Origin of the sequence: Bradyrhizobium sp. ORS 278, from assembly GCF_000026145.1 — a bacterium.
GTDB lineage: Bacteria > Pseudomonadota > Alphaproteobacteria > Rhizobiales > Xanthobacteraceae > Bradyrhizobium.
Genome location: NC_009445.1, coordinates 3,469,757 through 3,490,268 on the forward strand (window position 1 = coordinate 3,469,757; position 20,512 = coordinate 3,490,268).

The following is a 20,512-nucleotide window of genomic DNA, read 5'->3' on the forward strand; positions in this document are numbered from 1 at the left end:
TGTTGCACATAGGGGCTGAAAGGAGCTGCTTCCCGAGACCGGCGCCGCGACGCGGTCTCGGAGAGGAGAGGGTCGTGAGACTACTTCTTCACCAGCGGGCACTCGCTGGCCTCGAGCGGCTTGGCGGCGTCCTCGGCGGGGATGGTCGCGATCAGCTTGTAGTAGTCCCACGGATACTTCGACTCTTCCGGCTTCTTGACCTCGAACAGATAGGCCGGGATCAAGCGGCGGCCGTCGGCGCGCAGCGGGCCCTTGCCGAACAGCGGATCGTCGGTCGGGATCTCCTTCATCTTGGCCACGACCTTGGCGCCGTCATGCGGATTGCCGCCAAGCGCTTCCAGCGCCTTCAGGTAATGCAGCGTGCCGGCGTAGTTTCCGGCGACGGTCATCGACGGCATCGTGCCCTTGGGCGACAGCTTGATGAAGCGGTTGGACCAGGCGCGGGTCTGCTCGTTCAGGTCCCAGTAGAACGATTCCGTGAACGTCAATCCCTGGGCGACCTTCAGGCCGAGCGCGTGCACGTCGTTGACGAACAGCAGCAGCGCGGCGAGCTTCTGGCCGCCCTGCACGATGCCGAACTCCGAGGCCTGCTTGATCGCGTTCGTGGTGTCGCCGCCGGCATTGGCGAGGCCGATGACCTTCGCCTTCGACGACTGCGCCTGCAGCAGGAAGGAGGAGAAGTCGGCGGTGTTGAGCGGATGCTTCACCGAGCCGAGCACCTTGCCGCCATTGGCCGTCACCACCGCCGAGGTGTCGCGCTCCAGTGCCTGGCCGAACGCGTAGTCCGCGGTCAGGAAGAACCAGCTGTCGCCGCCGGACTTGGTCAGCGCCTTGCCGGTGCCGTTCGCCAGCATGTAAGTGTCGTAGGTGAAGGAGATGGTGTTGGCGTTGCAGGCCTTGCCGGTGAGGTCGGCCGTCGCGCCGCCGGAATTGATCAGGACCACGTTCTTGTCCTTGACCAGGTTGGAGACGGCCAGCGCCACGCCGGAGTTCGGCGTGTCCATGATCACGTCGACCTTCTGGGTGTCGATCCACTGCCGGCCGATGTTGACGCCGATGTCGGGCTTGTTCTGGTGATCGCCGCTGATGACCTCGATGGTCCAGCCCTTGGCCTTCAGGCCGGAATCCTCGACCGCCATGTTGATCGCGGCCACCGAGTTCGGGCCGCCGATGTCGGCATAGAGGCTCGACATGTCGTTGAGCACGCCGATCTTGACGACCTTGTCGTCGGCGAAGGCGGAGCCGGCAAAGCTGAGCGTGGTGGCGGCAAGCAGCGCGGCAATCCGTCGCGCGTGAGACGTCGTCATCAAAGTCCTCCCTGGTGTCGTGTCGCGGCAGGGCATCTTGGGCGCCCTTTGCCGTCTGTCATCCTGATTAGCCGGTCTCGCCGGTCGCGGCAATGCGCCAAAGGAGGAAGGCGCGCCCAAGCTTTGAGCGTCTCGCTTAAGCCTTAACGCAGGGCATCCGAGGTCAGCCTGAATTTCTGGATGCGCTTTCCCGTGTCGACCTCGGCGGTATAAACGTTGCCCTGCCTGTCCACCGCCATCGCGTGCACCCAGTGGAATTGCCCGGCATTGCGGCCATTGTGACCGAAGGCTCCGACCACGCTGCCGTCGGCGCGGCGGATGATCCGGATCTCGTTGTTCTCGCCGTCGGCGGACAGCAGATAGCTCTGCTTCGGATCGGGCCAGATCGCGACGTCCCACACCGCGCCGTTGCCGAGCGTGGCCTTCTCGAAGAACCATTCGGTCACGAAGGTGCCGTCCTTCCTGAACACCTGGATGCGGTCATTGATGCGGTCGCAGACATAGACGAGGCCGTCGTCGGCGATCTTCACGCAGTGCACGGGATTGCCGAATTGCTGCGAGACCGGCGCCTTGGGATCGTAGGGCGGCTGCTTGGCATCGTCAGGGACATGGCCATAGGCGCCCCAGTGCCGCTTGTAGGCCAGCGTCGTTGCATCGAACACGATCACACGCCGGTTGCCATAGCCGTCCGCGACGTAGATCTCGTTCGCGTCCTTGTCGATCGCGGTCTCTGCGGGCTTGCCGAGCTGCGTGGTGTCGTTCGAGCCCTTGCTCGGCGCGATCGAGCCGATCTGCGCGACGAATTTGCCGTCGAGGGTGAATTTCAGGATCGCATTGTCATTGTCGGCATTGCCGCCGATCCAGACGAAGCCGCGCTCATCGACCTCGATGCCGTGCTCGCGGCCGACCCATTCATAGCCCGGTCCAGGGCCGCCCCAGGCGCGAAGCAGATTGCCGTCGGTGTCGAACTCCAGCACCGGCGGCGCCGGGATGCAGCATTTCGAGCGGGGCGGATTGAGGGCCGCACCTTTCTCATCGTCGGTCAGCGAGCGCGGGCGATGGATGACCCAGATGTGGCCCTGGGCATCGACGGTGATGCCGCCGACCTGGCCGAGGATCCAGTTGTTGGGGAGCTGCTTCGGCCAGGACGGCTCGACGGCGAAGGCCGGGATGTCAGCGGCGCGGACGGTGTGGGGGAGCAGGGCGCCGGCGGTCGCGACGACGGCCGTCAGCAACGTCAGGGCAAGACCACTTGCGCGTCCGCGTCGTCCTCGCGTCATGGCATCCTCCCCGATCTGCTGCGGTCATCCGCTTAGTTGAATGCAGTCAATCGTGCGCGGGGGAGGGTGTCAATTGCCGGCGATGGCGATGCGCGGTCTCACGCGACCGCCGACGCCGCGGCGGGCCTGAGGAAGCGCGTCAGCATGAGACGCAGATGCTGCGTGCTCTGCGCGACGTCGACGTTCGGATTGCGGATCGGCAGCGCGCGCGCGCCGTCCACCACGACGAACAGGATGTTGGCCGTCGCCTCGGGATCGAGGCCCGCGTCCACCTCGCCGCGGCGCTGGGCCTTGGTGATGAAATCGACCAGCAGTGCCCGCATCGCCCGCGCATGGGCATGAACGATGGCTGCGAACTGCGGATTGCGGCAGGCCTCGGCGAGCGCCTCGGCGCTGAGCACCTGGGCCTCCGGCCGGTGGATGCTGGTGCTCTCGAGCTCCAGAACCAGCGCTTCGATGACGTCGGGCTCCGTCAAGATAACCTTGAGACGGGAGGCGGCGTGGCAGAGGTTCTGCTCCACCAGCGCCTGGATCATCGTCTCCTTGCTGGGGAAGTAGTGGTAGAGGTGGCCCGGGCTGATCTTGGCCTCGGCGCAGATGTCGGTGGTGCTGGCGCCGTGAAAGCCATCCCGGACGAAGCAGGCCAGCGCGGCGCGGAGAATCTCGCCCCGCTTCTGCTCGTGCCTGACCGGATCAACCTTCCTCATCGGTTCGCGCTCTGCCTGCCCAGCGGCCGCCTCATTCCATCCAACTTTGCCAAACCCTTGTAATATAAAATAATATTTCTCGCCGCTGTTTTCTAGAGAATTTGATCTAGTTTCCATGGACAAGCCGCCGGACCCGTGGAAATAATTAGAGTGAGCTATCTATCAACGGATTTCTCTCGTATGACGCGGCTGGCTGCGCTGCAATGCACGGTGTCCCTGACGCTTGCGACCGGTGGCTGCGCGACGGCGCCGCTGGAGCGGGCGGGCTCGCTCAAGAGTTACGATCGTCTCGCCGATGCCAACGGCCTGGTCACGCGCGCGCAGATCAAAGCCAGCAAGGCGGATCTGCTGGAGGCCAAGACGGTCCGGATCGAGCCGACCGCGTTTTCGCCGCGCGCCGACGTCGCCTTCGACGAGACCGAGCGGAAGCTGGTGACCAATGCCATCAGCCGCGAAATGTGCCTGCGGCTGAGCGAGCGGTTTGAGATCGTCGGGCCCCGCGACGACGCCGATCTGACCATCAAGGCCACCGTCACCCATGCGACGGCCACGAGTGCGACCGCGTCCGCCGCCTCGCAGGCTGCCTCGATCGCCAAGAGCGTCGCGCTTCCCGGCGTTCCGGTGCCAGTGCCGCGGCTGCCGGTCGGGCTCGGCACCTTGTCGGTCGAAGCCGAGGCGCGCGACTTTGCCGGCTTTCAGAAGGCAGCGATGGTGTGGGCGCGCGGCGCCAATTCGATCTCGACGGCGCGCATGGCCAATGACGGCGACGCCTACGACCTCGCGTCCGAATTCGGCGCCGATTTCGCCAAGCTCGTGTCGACCGGGGAGTCGCCGTTCTCAGGCGTGTCGTCGCTGGCCTCGTTGCCGTCGGTGTCCAGCGTCCCAGCCAAGCTCGGGGGCGCCCCTAAATATGCCGCATGTGAGCAGTTTGGTCGCTTCCCGGGTCTGAAGGGATTCGTCGGCGCCGGTCTCGGCCTGCCGCCGGGCTGGACCGACAAGGGCGCGGACGAGGCCAAGTCGTCCTCGCCGCCGCCTTCACCTGAAGTCGCGAGCATGGAGCAGCAACCCACGCGATGATGCCCATGGCTCTCAGCACTCTCACTCTCAGTACTCTGACTCTCGGCACTCTCCGCGCCATTGTCTCGCGGCTGGCGGTCGTGCTCGTGGCGTCGCTGCAGCTTGGCGCCTGCGCCGCGATCGTGCCGCGCAACGCGCCGTCCGAGATGGCGGCCATTCATGCCGAGCCGGTCGGCTTCCGCGACGTCCGTTATTGGGGCGATGAGCCGTCGCCGCGCATGGCGGAAGCCTCGTTGCAGCGCGCCTCGGCAGAACTGGCCGCGTCGCGTCCGATGAACTTTCTGGCGATCTCCGGCGGAGCGGAGAATGGCGCGTTCGGTGCCGGGCTTCTGTCGGGTTGGGGCGAGGCCGGCAGCCGGCCGACCTTCGACATGGTGACGGGCGTGAGCTCGGGCGCGCTCATGGCTCCGTTCGTGTTCCTGGGGCGAGCGCATGACGAGCGGCTGCGCGAGATCTTCACCGCCTATGAGCGCAAGGACATCTTCACCGTCAACATTCCCGGCCTGCTGCAGGGCTCGGCGCTGGCCGACAATACGCCGCTGTCGCGCCTGATCGAGAAATATGTCGACCGCGATTTCCTGCGCGACGTCGCCCGCGAGAGCGCCAAGGGCAGGGTGCTGCTGGTCGGCACCACCAATCTCGACGCGCAGCGGCCGGTGCTGTGGGACATGGGCCGCATCGCCGCCGCCGACACGCCGGAGGCGATCGACCTGTTCCGCCAGGTGCTGCTTGCCTCCGCCACCGTGCCCGGCGCCTTCGCGCCGGTGCGCATCAAGGTGAGGATCGGCGACAAGGATTACGACGAGCTGCATGTCGATGGCGGCGTCACGCGGCAGGTGTTCATCGGCCCGTCGGTGCTGCGCCTCGTCGCCGCACGCGGTCCGCGACGCAGCGTCAGCGGCGCGCATCTCTACGTCATCCGAAACGCCCGGATCGATCCGGAATGGGACAGCGTCGGGGCCGACGTGCTGTCGGTGACGCAGCGCTCGCTGACGACCCTGATCAAGAACCAGGGCATCGGCGACATCTACCGGATCTATACGGTGGCGAAGTTCAACAACATCGACTTCAACCTCGCCAGCGTGCCGGCGGATTTCCAGGTCAAGCCCAACGGCGCGTTCGACCGCACCTACATGACCGCCTTGTTCGATCGCGGCTTCGAGATGGGACGGCGCGGCTATCCCTGGGTGCGGAGCCTGCCGGGTCTGCAATCGAACGAGCATGGCCTCACGGCGCAGCTGTCTGCGCCCACGATGGCGGCGGCGCGATGAGCAGATCGGTGCGAGACTCCGGAGTGGTCGCCGCTGCGCGCGCGCTGCCTAGCGCAGCGGCCCTGCTGGCCACGCTGTTGCTCGCCGGCTGCGCGACGTCGTCCACGCCGGCTCCCGAGGCCGGTGCGAGCTTCAACAACACCTACAACTATCTTCCGGTCAACGACCTGCCGCATGACGAGCAGCGGCCGGTGCTGTCGGTGGAGCAGCAGGAGAAGCTGCGCAAGGAGCTGATGGCCGTCCGTGATCGGCAGGTCCCGGCGGCGGCCAAGGGCGCGGCAGCAAAGCCGGCTGCAAGCCCGGATTCGAAATAGGTGCCGATCGGATCCGACGGCCATCAGGCACGAGCGCGCTGACGCGGCATGCATGAGAAGCGCGGTGCCGATCACGCTCGCCGCCGTCGTCCCGGCGAACGCCGGGACCCATACCGCGTGATGCGCGTGGGGACGAAAAGTCTGAATTGCCATCGTGTGAAAATACGGCGGCCGGTGGTTATGGGTCCCGGCGTTCGCCGGGACGACGACGGCGGAGGTCGCAGGCAGCCGGGCCCGATCGTAGCATCGCGTTCGTGGAGATCGTGGCGGGCACGTGATGTCAGCGGTCGCGCGGGTGCGCTACGCTGGCAGCTGAAAGCTCTTCAGCGTGCGGGTCTTGTACTCGTAGAGCTTGCCGGTCTCGGTCCAGGACGGCAGGCAGAGCGGCACGATGAACTCGGCGACCTGCTCGGGCGTGTCCAGCGTCATCGGGTCTTCGCCGGGGAAGACGGTGGCGCGCATGCGGGTGCGGATCGGGCCAGGGCTGAACAGATTGACGCGCAGCGCCGTGCGCTCGGTCTCGTGCGCCCAGACGCGCGCCAGGGTCTCCAGCGCCGCCTTGGTGACCGCATAGGGGCCGAGATAAGCCTGCGCGCGCTGCGCGGCGCCCGACGTGAGGAACACCGCGCGGCCGGCATCGGAGGCCTTCAGCAGCGGCTCCATGCAGCGGATCAATTGGAAGTTCGCCGAGAGGTTCACCGTCACGACGTCGTTCCAGGGCTTGAGGTCGATATGGCCGAGCGGCGAGGACGGGCCGGGCACGGCGGCGTTGCCGACGAGGATGTCGAGCTTGCCGTGGCGCTCGTGCAGCGCGGCGCCGAGCCGGGCGATGCCGTCGCTGTCGGTCATGCTGAGCGGCACCAGCGTGGCGCCGTGGCCGGTCTCCTTGCGGATCTCGTCGTCGAGCTCCTCCAGCCCTCCTTGCGTGCGGGCGACGGCCACGACATGCGCGCCGGCGCGGGCGAGCGCGCGCGCGGTCGCATGGCCGATGCCGCGCGAGGCGCCGGTCACGAGGGCAATCCGATTGGCGAGGGGAAGGGTCATCACGATCATCTCAGGGCCGTCGTCCCGGCGCACGCCGGGACCCATACTCCGCGGCGGTTATGAGGGAGTTGGCTGCCCGTGGCTAGTCCTGTTGGTCAAGCAACGGCCGGTGGCTACGGTCCCGGCGTGCGTCGGGACGACTGCTCAGCACACGCCCATCATTCCGGGGCGTTGCGAAGCATTAAACTTTGCAGATGTGTCTTGTCTCTCCCCCGCGTCGCTGCAGACGACGCGGGGGGAATATCCTCGCACTACCAGCTAGCCTCGGTTCCACCATTCCGGCGCGAATTGGTTCGGAGCTTTTGCGGGCCTCCGACGATGTTCCGCCCCGTCGAGAACCTTGCGAACCGGCCTCGGAGGGGCTATGTAGATTTCGACATAGGAGCGAACTGAAGTGCCAGAACCTCGTCTCACCTCACAGGGGATGCGCGTGCTCAACGCGTTTATTGAAGCCGGACACGTCGAACTCTCCGGCGCTGACATCAGCGAGCGCACCGGGATGCTGTCCGGCACGCTCTATCCGATCCTCATTCGCTTTCGCGAAGCCGGCTGGCTGAAGGATCGCTGGGAAGACGACAGTCCAATCGAACTCGGTCGACCGAAGAAGCGCTTCTACCGCCTGACACCGTCTGGCCAGCGTGCCTTCGAGCGTGGTCAGGAGAAGGCTATGTCAGGAGCCATCGCATGGGCACGCTGATGCTTACCCTGATCGGCGTGGCCTGTTCCTCGATCTTGCTATCGCTGCTGGGGGCCTGGGCGCGCGCCGAGGTCTCCGCCGTCTATGAGCCGCTCATCAAGTGGCTCATCGACAAGGGGTGCAATCATTTCGCTGAAGAACATCGCGCCGAGCACATGGCCGAAATTCTTGCGATGAACGGCGGCATAGCAAGCCCAACGCGACGGCTTTGGGATGCAGCATCTTTTTACGTGCTTGCAGGACGGTCAGCCCGAGCCGCGAACCATGTCGCCACCCCGCCCAAACGCAACGTCTGGCAGCGGATGGCGTTTTCATCGCTCGCGATGGCGGTTTCGTTGGCGTTGACCCTAATCCTCTATAGCAAGCTGGGCGGCCAGAAGCTTTCGACTCGATCACCGCTCGTATTCTGGACTATCTTTGGCATGTCAATACTCGCACTCTGCTACGGCACTTACGAGGCGTGGCACATAGCGCTCAACCGTATCCGCTTCGCTCGGTCGCGTCGGCTGGCAAGGCTGGACTCAAACCGACGGCTGGGCAGCTGAGCTACTTCCCAACGCTCGTTGCGCCATTCAGCGCGAATAGGCTTGGAGGCTTGCGGACCTCCGGCGATGTTTCGCCCCATCGCCTTGCAGCGGGCTGGCTGATCGGGTTCTGGTGAGCCTTTGTGACGGGACCGTCTTCACCGTCGTCTGCTGTGGGGAGTTATCAGCTCCCGCTCCGGACACGTCGCCCTCCGGTCAGCGCGGCTTGCATGGCGGGGCCCGCCTGATCCACGCCGTAGCGACGACAGTCGCGGGGGGGGCCCTCTCTGGGATTGGTGTTCAGCCGGCGGCAGGCACCGGCGTGAAGTCGAGGTAGTACGCCTTCCCCATCTCGAACGCGTCGATCGCGTCGGGGTTGGTGATCGTGATCGAGAGGTGCCCGGAGGGCGTCCACTTCGACCAGCTCTTGTTTGTGCCTTCGACGTCGCCGTAGGAGCCAAAGACCGGGCTTCATCAGGATGGTGGCGAACTGGTCGGTGCCGGGGACATCCTGATGCTGGATGTTTTCGACGAAGACCTTGACTCGGACCTTCATGATTCCAGAATGAAACTTCGGGGTTCCGGGTTCGAGGCCTGTGGCCTCGCCCCGGAATGACGGCGTGAGGAGGGGCCGCCTCAGCTCGCTTCCGCCAGCAGCGACAGCTGCTGCTGGGTCGGCTCGACCAGCGACTGGTCGGTGAGGCTGGTGGGGTAGCTGCCGGTGAAGCAGTGGTCGGCGTATTTCGGTGCGGCGGGGTCGCGGGCCGGCTCGCCCATCGCGCGGTACATGCCGTCGATCGACAGGAACGCCAGCGAATCCGCCCCGATCAGCTCGCGCATCTCCTCGAGCGAATGCGTCGCCGCGAGCAGGCCGCCGCGGTCCGGCAGGTCGATGCCGTAATAGTCGGGGTAGAGGATCGGCGGCGACGCAAGACGGAAGTGCACCTCGGTGGCGCCAGCGTCCCGCATCATGCGCACGATCTTGCGCGAGGTGGTACCGCGCACCAGCGAATCGTCGATCAGGATGATGCGCTTGCCTTCGATCGCGGCGCGGTTCGCCGAGTGCTTCATGCGCACGCCGGATTCGCGGATCGCCTGGGTCGGCTGGATGAAGGTACGGCCGACATAGTGGTTGCGGATGATGCCAAGCTCGAACGGCACGCCCGAATACTGGCTGTAGCCGATCGCCGCCGGCACACCGGAATCCGGCACCGGCACGACGACATCCACCTCGGGATGGCTCTCGCGCGCGAGTTGAGCGCCGAACGCCTTGCGTACCTCGTAGACCGAGCGGCCGCCGACCACGGAATCGGGCCGGGCAAAGTAGATGTATTCGAACACGCAGGGACGCGCGGGCTTCGGCGGGAACGGCTTGTGGCTGTGCATGCCGGCTTCGTCGAAGATCACGACCTCGCCGGGCTCGATGTCGCGGATGTAGCGCGCGCCGATCATGTCGAGCGCGCAGGTCTCCGACGCCAGGATCGGGCAGCCGTCGAGCTCGCCATAGACCAGCGGGCGGATGCCCAGGGGATCGCGGGCGCCGATCAGCTTCTTGTTGGTAAGGCAGACCAGCGAATAGGCGCCCTCCAGCGCGCGCAGCGCCTCGATGAAGCGGTCGATGAAGTTGCTGCGGCGGGAATGCGCGACGAGATGCAGGATCACCTCGGTGTCGGTGGTCGACTGCATGATCGCGCCGGCGCGCACCAGTTCGCGACGGAGCGTGAGACCGTTGGTGAGATTGCCGTTGTGGCCGACCGCGAAGCCGCCGGCATTGAGCTCGGCGAACAGCGGCTGCACGTTGCGCAGGATGGTTGCGCCGGTCGTCGCGTAGCGGACATGGCCGACCGCGGCGGTGCCGGGCAGGCGCTCGATCACCTCGCGGCGGGAGAAGGTGTCGCCGACCAGGCCGAGGCGCCGCTCGCTGTGGAAGCGGGTGCCGTCATAGCAGACGATGCCGGCGGCTTCCTGGCCGCGATGCTGGAGCGCATGCAGGCCGAGCGCGGTGATCGCGGCGGCATCGCTATGCCCATAAATGCCGAACACGCCGCACTCCTCGCGCAGCGTGTCTCCGTCCAGGTCAGGGTCTCTCGTGTAGGCTTGAGGTCCGAAGTCCAGATCCGATTGGATTTCCATGGGAGCTTCGCCGGAAGAATCGTGGTGCTGGTCCATCGCGCCTCTCTTCTGGGGTTGGCTCACTTGGCCGCGGGTTTCTCGATCAGCTTCTTCAAGCTGTCGCGGTTAGGCTTGCTGTACCCATCGCCGCCCGCTGCGGGCGACTCGGTGTCAGTCTGGTCGTCGTCCGGCTTGTTCTTCTTGAATTTCTTTAAAATGGTGTTCTCGGGATCATCAGGCAAGAGCGACATCAGCCAATCCCCGGTTCCCTGCAGGACCACCCGGGATTTTGCCGCCGTGACCCAGTCCGGCCGCTGCTTGTCCGGCACCAGCCAGCTGAAGAACAGGAAGGCGACGACCACGATCAGCAGGCCGCGGCCCAGGCCGAACAGGAAACCCAGGGTGCGGTCGAGCGCGCCGATGCGCGAATCGAGGATCATGTCGGAGATCTTGACCGTGATGACGGAGACGATCAGCAGCGTGCCCACGAAAGTACCGGCGACGACGACAACGCTCGCGACGGTATCGTTGTTGAAGTAGGTCTTCGCGGTCGGCAGCAGCTTGGAGAATGAATAAAGCGTGACCAGCGCGGCGGCGCCCCAGGCCGCGATCGACAGCACCTCGCGCATGAAGCCGCGGACCATCGCGAGCAGTCCTGAGATCAGCATGACACCGAGCAGGATGAGATCGAGGATCGTTATCGGCATCGGCTGCTCAGGTCCGCTTCAAGGTCAAGGTTCGCTTCGAATCGAGTGAGGACGGCCTTCCACGTGCAGGAAAGCAGGGTTCCCCGGCAAGTCCGTGATCCCGTGCGGGCCCGGATGCGGCGTTGTATAGCGGCGAGTCACGGGAACGTCACGGTCCGGCTAGCCGTCCTGACGGCGGAATCTCGCCGGTGTGGCATTTTTTTCGGCATAGCTCGCCTTGCGGCCGCCTTGTTCGGCGGCATCGCCATCGTCCCGGCCGCTGTTTGGCCGCGCGCGGGGCGTGCCGCGCGCGGCGATGTCGGCCACCAGCGAGGTCAGTCCGCCGACGGTACTGAGGTTCAGGCCGGCGTCGCCGCCCACCTCGCCGCGGGCGCGCTCCGGCAGCACGACGCGCAGAAAGCCGAGCTTGGCGGCTTCCTTCAGGCGCGCCGAGGTCTGCGCCACCGGCCGCACCGCGCCCGACAGCGAGATCTCGCCGAAATACACCGCATCGGGCGGCAGCGGCGCGTTCACCAGCGACGAGACCAGCGCGGCGGCCGCGGCAAGATCGGCGGCGGGCTCGTGAATGCGCAGGCCACCGGCGACGTTGAGATAGACGTCGTGGCCGGACAGCTTGACGCCGCAATGCGCCTCCAGCACCGCCAGCACCATCGATAGCCGGCTCGGATCCCAGCCGACGACGGCGCGGCGTGGCGTGCCGAGCGAGGTCGGCGCCACCAGCGCCTGCATTTCCACCAGCACGGGGCGGGTGCCTTCGATGCCGGCGAACACGGCGGTGCCGGGGCTGCCGAGATCGCGCTCGGACAGGAACAGCTCGGACGGGTTGGTGACCTCGCGCAGGCCGAGACCGGTCATCTCGAAGACGCCGATCTCGTCGGTCGGGCCAAAGCGGTTCTTGACCGCGCGCAGGATGCGGAACTGCTGAGAACCCTCGCCCTCGAACGACAGCACCGCATCGACCATGTGCTCGACGACGCGGGGGCCGGCGATCTGGCCGTCCTTGGTGACATGGCCGACCAGGATGATGGCCGCGCCGGATTTCTTGGCAAAGCGAATCAGCTTCTGCGCCGAGGCGCGCACCTGGGTGACCGTGCCCGGCGCCGATTCGACGGTGTCGGTCCACATCGTCTGGATCGAATCGATCACGATCAGCCGCGGCATCGTGCCTTCGGACAAAGTGGAGATAATGTCCTCGACCGAGGTCTCTGCCGCCAGCTGCACCGGCGCATCCGCGAGCCCGAGCCGCTCGGCGCGGAGCCGCACCTGGGCGACAGCCTCCTCGCCGGAGATGTAGACAGCGCGATGGCCGGCGCGCGCCATCATCGCGGTCGCCTGGGTCAGCAGGGTCGACTTGCCGATGCCCGGATCGCCGCCGACCAGGAGGATCGAGCCGCGCACAAAACCGCCGCCGGTGACGCGGTCGAGCTCGGTCATGCCGGAGGACAGCCGCGGCGCATCGATGCTCTTGCCGGTCAGCGATTCCAGCTGGAAGGTGCGACCCTTGCGCTTGGAGCGCAGCGACACCGGCGCAGAGGTCGCGCCCGTGGTGTCTTCCTCGGCCAGCGTGTTCCACTCGCCGCAGGCCTCGCACTTGCCCTGCCAGCGGGTATAGGCCGCACCGCAGTTCTGGCAGACGAAGGAGAGCGTGGACTTGGCCATGTCGGGAGAATCGATGCAGTCAGGAGTGGGTGGCGTTCCATAACATACTTAGGCCCGCGGCCAGCATGATGCCATCCATCACTAGGCGGAACACGTCGGGCTTCATGTGCAGCACGAACCGCTTGGCGACGAAGGCGCCGGCCATCAGCGAGCCGCCGGCGATCAGCCCCTTGAACAGGATGTCCGGCGTCAATGCGCCGAAGCGCTGAAAGGTGATGGATTTGGAGACGTAGAGCCCGAGCGAGCTCGCCGCCTCCGTGGCGAGAAAGGCGCCTTTCGACAGCCCATAGAACAGGAACAGGGGCACGCTAAGGGGCCCGGTCGAGACCACGATGCCGGTCAGGAATCCGATGACCGCACCGCCGAGCGCGAGGTGCCAGAGGTTGGCCTTGATCTCGTGCCGCGCCAGCCAGTGCCGCACCGGCACCATCGCCATCAGGAACAGACCGATGGCGATATCCACAGCGCGCGAGGGCAGGATCAGCAGCGTACGCGCGCCGAGCGCCGCGGCCGGGATGCCCGTCACGGAATAGGCCGCACAGGCGCGCCAGTCGACCTCGCGCCACCACGCCAGGATGCGCGACAGATTCGCCATGACGGCAGCCACCGCCATGATCGGCACCGCCTCCTTCGGTCCATACTCATAGACCAGCACCGGCATCAGCATGATCGATGAGCCGGTGCCGACGATGCCTGACAAGGTGCCGGCGACGAGGCCGACGGCGAGGACGAACAGGAAGCTCAAGATGTCGTCCTCCGCAGTGACGAGGCAAGACCTCTCCACACGTCGTTGCGAGGAGCGAAGCGACGAAGCAATCCAGGGCCACTTCCACGGCCCTGGATTGTTTCGCTGCTCTCGAAATGACGAAGGAGGGAGCTGCGCCGGTGGTTAACGGGTGGTTCGACCCGACTCGCGATCGCCGATGATTTTGCGTCTGCATCTTTAAAAGTTGAAGCGTATTCGTCGCATCACCTGCCGATGTTCCGCAGCGAGGCGACGATGAGCAGACAGCCGACATCCGCGAAGACACAGCCAACCACCGCGGCGTTCCCCTGGCTCGCCGGCGCGATGCTGGCCGTGGAGGCAGGCGAGGTGATCCGGTTGCGCCTGGAAAAGTTCGCGCGCGGCGATCAGGACTCGCCTTATGAAGCGCAGCTGATGGTCGGAGAGAAGATCGCGGCCGCGTTCGAGGCTGCCGCCGGCCTGTGCGCCGGTGCGTCGGCTGCAGCCATCGTGGGCCGCTATCGCGAGCACGTCGCCGCCAATGCGCGGCGGCTTTCAGCCTGAGTTCGCCTGCGCGCGCCAGTCGCGCGGGCGCAGGCCGAAGCGCTGCTTGAAGCGGCGCGTAAAATGCGACAGATCCGAAAAGCCCCAGTCGAAGGCGATACGGCCGATGTCGCGGCCCGCGCAGGCGGGATCGCGGAGGTCTCGCGCGATGCCGTCGAGCCTGCGCTGCATCACGAGGTCGGAAAAGCTGGTGCCGGCGCGCGCCAAAAGCTTGTGCACGTAACGCTCGCTGATCCCGACAACCGACGCAATGGTCGCGACCGTCAGGCCCGGCTCGCGCAGCCGCTCGTGAATGGCGCGGCGCACCGCCAACGTGGTGGCGTCGGCAAAGGATGCCGTAGCGAAGGCCTCGTTGCGCGTGCGGCGTGAGACGCTGAGCGCGACCAGGTCGAGCAGAACGTCAAACAGCGCCGCGGCATCGTCGGGCACGAGCCGGAGCGCATTGGCATTCAGGGAGCGCGCGGTCTCGACGATCAGCGCGCCGAGGCAGGGATCATCGGACAGCCGCGTCGGCGCAACCTCCGAAATGGTCGGCAGCCGGCCGAATAGCGCGTCAGCGGGGACGCGAAACGAAATGACGCCGAGCGAAGGTCCGCGATCGTGCCGCAGCTCGAAAGTACGGTGGCTGTCGAAGATGCCGACCTGTCCGGTCGACAGGCTGACCTCGTGCTGGTCCTGCAGGATCGTGCAGCGGCCGGCGAGCTTGAGGTTCAGATAGAAGCAGCGCTGGTCGGAGGCCGCGATGTCCGTGCGCGAGCGGCGCACCGTATGTTCGGGGAAGGTCACGCGATTGATGGCGCCGCGGCCGAGACTGATGTGCTGCACCTCCGCTGAAAAGCCGTGGCGGCGCGGCGGCTCCGGCGTCAGGTTCATGAAGGCCTGGCAGATCGCTTCGCGGTAGTAGGAGAACTGCTCCGCCGGCCGCACCATGGCGGTGTTCCAGCTCCGCTGACGTTCCGATGCTGCGCCAGTCATCAGTTCACTCCGAGACCATTCGGGTTCAGTCGCAGCCAAGCGCGGCGAACGCCGCCCGGCCCATCTTCCTTGCACCGTCCCTTCATCGTGCAAAGGAACCTCACCATGTCAACCTATGTCCTGATCCACGGCGCCTGGCACACCGGAGCCGAGCTCGAGCCTGTCGCAGCCCCAATCCGCGCCGCCGGGCATATCGTGCATCTCCCGACCATCAGTGGCAACCGCCCCGGGGACGCAAAGACCACCGGTCTCAATGAGGCGATCAGCTCGATCGTCGACTACTTCACCGAGCACGACATCACCGACGCCGTGCTGATGGGCCATTCGTATGGCGGCATGGTCATCACCGGCGTCGCCGATCGCATTCCCGGACGCATCCGCCGGCTGATCTACTGGAACGCGTTCGTGCCGAATGACGGCGAATGCCTCAACGACATGGTGCCGCCGCACTACGTCGCGCTGTTCGATGCGGTTGCGGCCGAGCGCGGCGACGGCTCGGTGGTGCTGCCATTCCCGATCTGGCGCGAGGCCTTCATCAACGATGCCGATCTCGCCACTGCAACGCGCACCTACGAGATCCTCAATCCGCATCCCAACAAGACTTTCACCGACGCGATCAAGCTGAAGACCAATCCGGCCGAGATGACCATCGCCAAGTCCTACATCAACTGCACCGAGGACACGGCGCTGCCGCACAGCCTGCCATGGCATCCGCGGCTCTCCGGCAAGCTCGGCCTGTTCCGGCTGGTGCAGGTGCCCGGCAGCCACGAGCTGTGTTTCTCGGATCCGGCGCGCCTGGCGCAGGCGATCATGGACGCGGGCCGCGACTGATAGGGCAGGGACGCTGACCGTCAGCCGTGCAGCGAAGGGCGGCGGAAATTCCTGGTTGTGATTTGCCTCACATTCGCCACGGCTGTGACCTGCGAGATTAATCTCCGATGAACGGACCCGGTTGGTCAGCAAAGCTCCTCGCGAAACATCGGAGAACGCAGTCATGACCCAGCTCCATTTGACGTCGCCGTCCAAGGTTCTGTCCAACAAGACCGTCAGCGCCAAGCCCGGCGCATCAAAGACGAGCTGGCTCGCCATGGCGGCCGGCGCGCTCACCACCGTTTTCGCCGCCATCGGTGCAGCGAATACCCTCATTCCCCAGGTGTCGAACATCAGCGCGACCGTGCTCGACACGCTCAATATCCCGGCCTGTCTCTCCTATGCCGATCAGTTCGGCGGCACGCAGAGCAGCTTCCGCAAGGAAGGCAAGATCTGGCGCGAATATCCGCGGGGATCGGAGACCTTCAGCTATGAGTTCAAGGAGATCCGCCGCACCCGCCAGGAGATCATGCTGTGGAACGTGACGCCGCGGGCCAATGTCCCGGATGCCGCCAGCCTCGTCGTGCATCTGCCGGTGTGCGGCGGCACGGCTGTCCTGACCGAAGGCCTGCCGGAGCGCAGGACCAACCTGGAGGAGGTCTGGCCGGATCGCAGCTGAGCCGGTCTCGAGATCACGTCCAATTGTTCGTTCGGTTTGTTCGTTAGTTGCCGGCACCCCTTATCGCTCCTCACCCCGAGGAGACCGCCGCAGGCGGTCGTCTCGAAGGGCGAGGCCGCTGACTGGGCCTCGTGGTTCGAGACGGCGCTGCGCGCCTCCTCACCATGAGGGGTGGCAGCCGGGTCGGCGCTACACGCTGGAGCATGAATACGACAGTCATGGAGAGGGGCAGGGCCGAGGCCGGCGCTGCACACTCTCTCCGCCAACATGCGGAGAGCGTGTTATGGCGAGGCGCGGGTCGATTTCAACATGATCCAGGCCGGTGCGTGGTCGCTGGCGCCGTCCTCGCCGCGAATGGCGCGGTCGACGCCGGCGGTTTTGAGCCGTGGCGCGAGTTGCGGGCTGAGCAGCAGATGATCGAGCCGCAGTCCCGCATCGCGCGGCCAGCGGTTGCGCTTGTAGTCCCAGAACGTGAACATCGGCGCGTCCGGGTGCAGCGTGCGGATCGCGTCGCACCAGCCCTGATTGACCAGCGCCGCATAGGCTGCGCGGCTCTTGGGCTGGATCAAAGCATCCTTGTCCCACGATTTCGTCGGATAGATGTCGAGCGGCGTCGGCGCGACATTGTAGTCGCCGGCGAGCACGACGGGCAGGTCGTCCTTGATGAACTTGGCCGCGTGCTTGTGCAGCCGCTTGAACCAGGCGAGCTTATAGTCGAATTTCGGACCCGGCTGCGGATTGCCATTCGGCAGATACAGGCAGGCGATGACGATGCCGCGCACCGCCGCCTCGATGTAACGCGCCTCCTTGTCGCTGGGATCGCCGGGCAGGGCGGTGCGGATCAGCACCGGCTCGGCTTTGCGGGCGAGGATCGCGACCCCGTTCCAGGTCTTCTGGCCCTGCCAGACAGCGCCGTAGCCGGCTTTGGCGATCTCCTCGACCGGAAATTCGGCCAGCGTACATTTCAGCTCCTGCAGGCAGACGATGTCCGGCTTGGCGGCGCGCAGCCAGGCCAGCAAGTTGGGGAGCCGTCGCCTGACATTGTTGATGTTGAATGTCGCAATCTTCATGATGCCGCCGGAGCGAGGAAAGACCTGATGCCAAAGTTCGCAGCCGCCATTTTGTTCACGCTGGCGTCGGGCGTCGCGACTGCGCATGCACAGCAGCTGCCGACCGACGCGCAGCGCGCCGCCTGCCAGGCGGACTACATCAGGTTCTGCGTCGACGTGCTGCCGGGCGGCGGCCGCATCATTGCCTGCATGATGCGCAATTACGCCGAGCTCGCGGACGCCTGCAAGAAGGTGCTCGACGCCGCGACCATCGCCGACACCAAGGGGTAGGCCGGCTCCTCAATCCCCCGCGAGCTTCTGCTGTGCCGCCGCGACGATCTCGTCTTGCAACGAAGAGGCGCCGAGTGCGCGGGCCATCACAACAGTCCCGACCAGCATCGTCAGCGTGCGGATCGCTTCCGCGCGTGCCTCCGGCTCGGCATGGCCGCGCGCGACAAGGCCGGCCGCCACGCGCGTGATGAGCTGCTCGGCGCCTGCGGCGAATTCCGCGCCGAGCACGTCCGGCATGCGGCCCGCATCGGCGCCGAAGCCCGCCGCGGGGCAGCCCGCGCCGGGATGGGCGATGTGCTCGGGCGACAGATAGCGCGCCACATAGGCCGCCAGCGCCGCCTCGGCGCCGGCTGTCTCAATATCGCGGTCCATCCCGTCGGCCATGATCGCAAAGGCGTGCCGCGTGGCCGCCGTGAGCATGTCGTTCTTGGAGGTGAAGTGCCGGTAGAAGCCGCCCTGGGTCATGCCGGCGGCGGCCATGACGTCGGCGATGCTTGCTTCCGCAACCCCGCGCTCGCGCAGCAAATGTGCCGCCGTATCGATGATTTTTGCTTTGCTCTCAGCGGTTTGCTCGCGTGTCTTGCGCATCTGATCGAACCTGATGTGTTGGTCTTGACAATTTAGCGGTCGTCCGACATCTTTGCAATTAGAGTTCGATCATAATCTAAATTGGAGCCGTTCATGACCAGTCCTCTCCTGCGGCCGTTGGCAGAGGCCGACCGCTTGCGCCGCGCCTATGGCGCCACTGCTGTCGTCACCGGCGCCTCCGATGGGATCGGTCGCGCCGTGGCGATGCGCCTCGCGCAGGCCGGCTTCGGCCTCGTGCTGGTCGCGCGGCGCAAGGCGGTGCTGGACGCACTCGCCGACGAGCTCGAAGCGCTGCAGTCGATCCGACCCGTCGTGATCTCGGCTGATCTTTCGGTGCCAGACGATGTCGCGCGCATCGACCGCGACACCGCGCATCTCGATGTCGGCCTGCTGGTCGCCGCCGCCGGTTTCGGCACCTCGGGCCCGTTCGTCGACGGCGATCTCACCGCCGAGCTCAACATGATCGACGTCAACTGCCGCGCGCTGGCGCAGCTCACGCACATGTTCGGCCGCCGCTTCGCCGCGAGACGGCGCGGCGGCATCGTGCTGATGAGTTCGCTGGTCGCGTTCCAGGGCGTGCCGCGGGCCGCCAACTATGCCGCGACGAAAGCGTTCGTGCAGAGCCTCGCCGAGGGCCTCGCGCCCGAGCTCAAGCCGTTCGGCGTCGACGTCCTGGCCTCGGCGCCGGGGCCGGTGATGAGCGGCTTCGGCCAGCGCGCCCGCATGACGATTGCGAGCGGCCAGACTCCCGACGAGGTCGCGGTCGGCACGCTCAAGATGCTGGGCCGCTGCACCACGGTGCGGCCCGGCTTTCTCGCCAAGGCGCTGGAGGCCAGCCTGATGCTGCTGCCGCGCTCGGGCCGTGCCGCAATGCTGGCGCGGGTGATGGCCGGCATGACGAAGACGGCGTGACTCCGCGACATTCTCTGCTGCGCGACGGAGCACGAGAGCCATGGCGAGGAGCCGGCAGAGGCCACCGTCACCATCCGTGACCGCCGGCTCACCGTGCAGCAGGGTCATGTCGGCAAGGCCGCATCACCGCCGACAGCACGTCTTGGCTGCGCTTTCTCGCCAAGAAGATCTCAATCGCCCGCCTGGTCCGGTGCGGCTGATGGCGGCATTCGGGAAATGCTTTCCGTCGTGAGCAATGGACAGTTGCGGCCGGCGTCGTCTTTCCGCCGGCGTCAATAGGCCGGAGCCAACTTGGCCGGTGTCGAGATCACTGCGCCGAATTGCCCCGGCACCGGGTCACGGCGTTCTCGGCTCGCTATTGGATTACAGCAAGACGATGCATAGATGCCGCCGCGACCGTATCGGTTCCTGTCAATGGAAGCACAGGCTCTAACTGATGACGTCGAAAACTCTACGCGCTTGGTTCTTTTCTCTGGGGACGTTCTTAGGCTCGATGTCGGGGACGGGTTGCGCGGGTGAGCGGGCCGACTCCGGGTTCGTCCTGGACCTGGATCGATACAGCGGCACCTGGTTTCAGCTGAGGGACAGTGTCGATGACAATGCGGCGGAGTTCGAGCAACGAGAAAAGGTCAAGGACCGCTGCGTGGGCACGCGGGTTACGTACGCCGCTCAAGCGGATGGCACGATTCGCTTGCGAAACGAATGCTTCGAGGGCTCGTTGGATGGGAGACGCATTGTGATCGAAGGATCTGCCCGTCCCGTCAATGCCAACCGCACTGAGTTCAAGATCCGTTTCGATCCGCTGTACTTGCGGCCTTTCGAGTTCGACTACTGGGTAGTCTGGGTCGATCCGGACTACCAGATGGCTCTCCTCTCGTCTCCAAGGTCACGCGGATACACGATCCTCAGCCGTGTGCCCGATCCGTCTCCCGCTCTCCTGGCGATGGCCGAAGAGGTGGCGCTTCGAAAAGGGTATTCCAATTCCCTAACCGTCGAGACCCCTCAAGGCCCGAGGGCCGGCGGCCCATAACGGACCGCTCGCGCCAGCTCCAGCGCGCCGGGCAGACGCGCGACGCAACGACGTGCTGCAGGCGAGGGCCCCGTTAAAATGAGGGTAACCGCCATTGACGGAGCGGCAGAGACGATGCGATATGAGCACGTATGCGCAATCTCCGCTCCATGTCTATGACCACCGCGACGACCAGCTCCGGCGGGTCGTCT

At 65.9% G+C, this 20,512-nt stretch carries 22 protein-coding genes; 11 read left to right on the forward strand and 11 right to left on the reverse strand.

The window, feature by feature from the left end:
• Window positions 1-80: 80 nt before the first annotated feature.
• The 3 genes from BRADO_RS15325 to BRADO_RS15335 all read right to left on the reverse strand — a co-directional run bounded on the left by BRADO_RS15325 (window position 81) and on the right by BRADO_RS15335 (window position 3,294).
• A complete protein-coding gene (locus tag BRADO_RS15325) occupies window positions 81-1,307 on the reverse strand; it encodes an ABC transporter substrate-binding protein (protein WP_008962012.1) in 1,227 nt (408 codons plus the stop codon).
• A gap of 143 nt (window positions 1,308-1,450) precedes the next feature.
• Window positions 1,451-2,587, reverse strand: coding sequence for a hypothetical protein (locus BRADO_RS15330; RefSeq protein WP_011926225.1), 1,137 nt, complete (start codon window positions 2,585-2,587; stop codon window positions 1,451-1,453).
• 98 nt (window positions 2,588-2,685) lie between these two features.
• Window positions 2,686-3,294 carry a TetR/AcrR family transcriptional regulator gene (locus BRADO_RS15335; RefSeq protein ID WP_011926226.1) on the reverse strand — a complete coding sequence of 203 codons (609 nt, stop codon included), beginning with the start codon at window positions 3,292-3,294 and terminating at the stop codon, window positions 2,686-2,688.
• 180 nt (window positions 3,295-3,474) lie between these two features.
• On the opposite strand from BRADO_RS15335, the gene BRADO_RS15340 reads away from it, so the two are divergent.
• The 3 genes from BRADO_RS15340 to BRADO_RS15350 are packed head-to-tail and all read left to right on the forward strand — an operon-like array spanning window position 3,475 to window position 5,956.
• Complete coding sequence (locus BRADO_RS15340) at window positions 3,475-4,371, forward strand: DUF3313 family protein (protein WP_041756551.1); 897 nt, start codon at window positions 3,475-3,477, stop codon at window positions 4,369-4,371.
• Window positions 4,368-5,642 (forward strand): patatin-like phospholipase family protein, encoded by a 1,275-nt coding sequence (locus tag BRADO_RS15345; RefSeq protein ID WP_011926228.1) that lies wholly within the window; start codon window positions 4,368-4,370, stop codon window positions 5,640-5,642. The genes BRADO_RS15340 and BRADO_RS15345 overlap by 4 nt, the downstream gene beginning before the upstream one ends.
• A gap of 8 nt (window positions 5,643-5,650) precedes the next feature.
• The gene (locus BRADO_RS15350; protein ID WP_011926229.1) at window positions 5,651-5,956 is read left to right on the forward strand and encodes a hypothetical protein; all 306 of its coding nucleotides are present in this window, start codon (window positions 5,651-5,653) and stop codon (window positions 5,954-5,956) included.
• A 300-nt stretch (window positions 5,957-6,256) separates the two neighbouring features.
• Here the strand turns inward: BRADO_RS15350 and BRADO_RS15355 are convergent, their stop codons facing one another.
• Window positions 6,257-7,000, reverse strand: coding sequence for an SDR family NAD(P)-dependent oxidoreductase (locus tag BRADO_RS15355; protein ID WP_011926230.1), 744 nt, complete (start codon window positions 6,998-7,000; stop codon window positions 6,257-6,259).
• A 430-nt stretch (window positions 7,001-7,430) separates the two neighbouring features.
• On the opposite strand from BRADO_RS15355, the gene BRADO_RS15360 reads away from it, so the two are divergent.
• Together BRADO_RS15360 and BRADO_RS15365 are read left to right on the forward strand one after the other, a co-directional pair.
• Window positions 7,431-7,697, forward strand: coding sequence for a PadR family transcriptional regulator (locus BRADO_RS15360; protein ID WP_157872567.1), 267 nt, complete (start codon window positions 7,431-7,433; stop codon window positions 7,695-7,697).
• Window positions 7,685-8,242, forward strand: a complete 558-nt coding sequence (locus BRADO_RS15365; protein ID WP_011926232.1) for a hypothetical protein — start codon at window positions 7,685-7,687, stop codon at window positions 8,240-8,242. Before BRADO_RS15360 ends, BRADO_RS15365 begins: the two co-directional genes overlap by 13 nt.
• 615 nt (window positions 8,243-8,857) lie before the next feature.
• On the opposite strand, the gene purF is transcribed toward BRADO_RS15365, so the two are convergent.
• The 4 genes from purF to BRADO_RS15385 all read right to left on the reverse strand — a co-directional run bounded on the left by purF (window position 8,858) and on the right by BRADO_RS15385 (window position 13,444).
• Complete coding sequence (gene purF, locus BRADO_RS15370) at window positions 8,858-10,354, reverse strand: amidophosphoribosyltransferase (protein ID WP_041756555.1); 1,497 nt, start codon at window positions 10,352-10,354, stop codon at window positions 8,858-8,860.
• 59 nt (window positions 10,355-10,413) lie between these two features.
• A complete protein-coding gene (locus BRADO_RS15375) occupies window positions 10,414-11,040 on the reverse strand; it encodes a CvpA family protein (RefSeq protein WP_011926235.1) in 627 nt (208 codons plus the stop codon).
• 159 nt (window positions 11,041-11,199) lie between these two features.
• The gene (radA, locus tag BRADO_RS15380; protein WP_011926236.1) at window positions 11,200-12,699 is read right to left on the reverse strand and encodes a DNA repair protein RadA; all 1,500 of its coding nucleotides are present in this window, start codon (window positions 12,697-12,699) and stop codon (window positions 11,200-11,202) included.
• Between the two features lie 19 nt (window positions 12,700-12,718).
• On the reverse strand, window positions 12,719-13,444 hold the full coding sequence (locus BRADO_RS15385; RefSeq protein ID WP_041757521.1) for a sulfite exporter TauE/SafE family protein: 726 nt from the start codon (window positions 13,442-13,444) through the stop codon (window positions 12,719-12,721).
• Window positions 13,445-13,699: 255 nt separating this feature from the next.
• Here BRADO_RS15385 and BRADO_RS15390 point away from each other — a divergent pair, with 255 nt between their 5' ends.
• A complete protein-coding gene (locus BRADO_RS15390; RefSeq protein ID WP_011926238.1) occupies window positions 13,700-13,987 on the forward strand; it encodes a hypothetical protein in 288 nt (95 codons plus the stop codon).
• Here BRADO_RS15390 and BRADO_RS15395 read toward each other — a convergent pair.
• A complete protein-coding gene (locus tag BRADO_RS15395; protein WP_011926239.1) occupies window positions 13,979-14,962 on the reverse strand; it encodes a helix-turn-helix domain-containing protein in 984 nt (327 codons plus the stop codon). The genes BRADO_RS15390 and BRADO_RS15395 overlap by 9 nt on opposite strands.
• 105 nt (window positions 14,963-15,067) lie before the next feature.
• On the opposite strand from BRADO_RS15395, the gene BRADO_RS15400 reads away from it, so the two are divergent.
• The gene (locus tag BRADO_RS15400; RefSeq protein WP_041756557.1) at window positions 15,068-15,793 is read left to right on the forward strand and encodes an alpha/beta hydrolase; all 726 of its coding nucleotides are present in this window, start codon (window positions 15,068-15,070) and stop codon (window positions 15,791-15,793) included.
• Window positions 15,794-15,956: 163 nt separating this feature from the next.
• Window positions 15,957-16,451 carry a hypothetical protein gene (locus tag BRADO_RS15405; protein WP_011926241.1) on the forward strand — a complete coding sequence of 165 codons (495 nt, stop codon included), beginning with the start codon at window positions 15,957-15,959 and terminating at the stop codon, window positions 16,449-16,451.
• A gap of 281 nt (window positions 16,452-16,732) precedes the next feature.
• Here the strand turns inward: BRADO_RS15405 and xth are convergent, their stop codons facing one another.
• Entirely contained in the window at window positions 16,733-17,521 is a 789-nt protein-coding gene (xth, locus tag BRADO_RS15410; protein ID WP_011926242.1) for an exodeoxyribonuclease III, read from the reverse strand.
• A 27-nt stretch (window positions 17,522-17,548) separates the two neighbouring features.
• Here xth and BRADO_RS15415 point away from each other — a divergent pair, with 27 nt between their 5' ends.
• Entirely contained in the window at window positions 17,549-17,791 is a 243-nt protein-coding gene (locus BRADO_RS15415) for a cysteine rich repeat-containing protein (RefSeq protein ID WP_011926243.1), read from the forward strand.
• 9 nt (window positions 17,792-17,800) lie between these two features.
• Here the strand turns inward: BRADO_RS15415 and BRADO_RS15420 are convergent, their stop codons facing one another.
• On the reverse strand, window positions 17,801-18,379 hold the full coding sequence (locus BRADO_RS15420) for a TetR/AcrR family transcriptional regulator (protein ID WP_011926244.1): 579 nt from the start codon (window positions 18,377-18,379) through the stop codon (window positions 17,801-17,803).
• Window positions 18,380-18,472: 93 nt separating this feature from the next.
• Here BRADO_RS15420 and BRADO_RS15425 point away from each other — a divergent pair, with 93 nt between their 5' ends.
• On the forward strand, window positions 18,473-19,291 hold the full coding sequence (locus BRADO_RS15425; protein ID WP_011926245.1) for an SDR family oxidoreductase: 819 nt from the start codon (window positions 18,473-18,475) through the stop codon (window positions 19,289-19,291).
• A 436-nt stretch (window positions 19,292-19,727) separates the two neighbouring features.
• Window positions 19,728-20,321: a lipocalin family protein gene (locus BRADO_RS33310; protein WP_011926246.1), complete on the forward strand. Its 594-nt coding sequence runs from the start codon at window positions 19,728-19,730 to the stop codon at window positions 20,319-20,321.
• The last annotated feature ends 191 nt before the right edge of the window (window positions 20,322-20,512 follow it).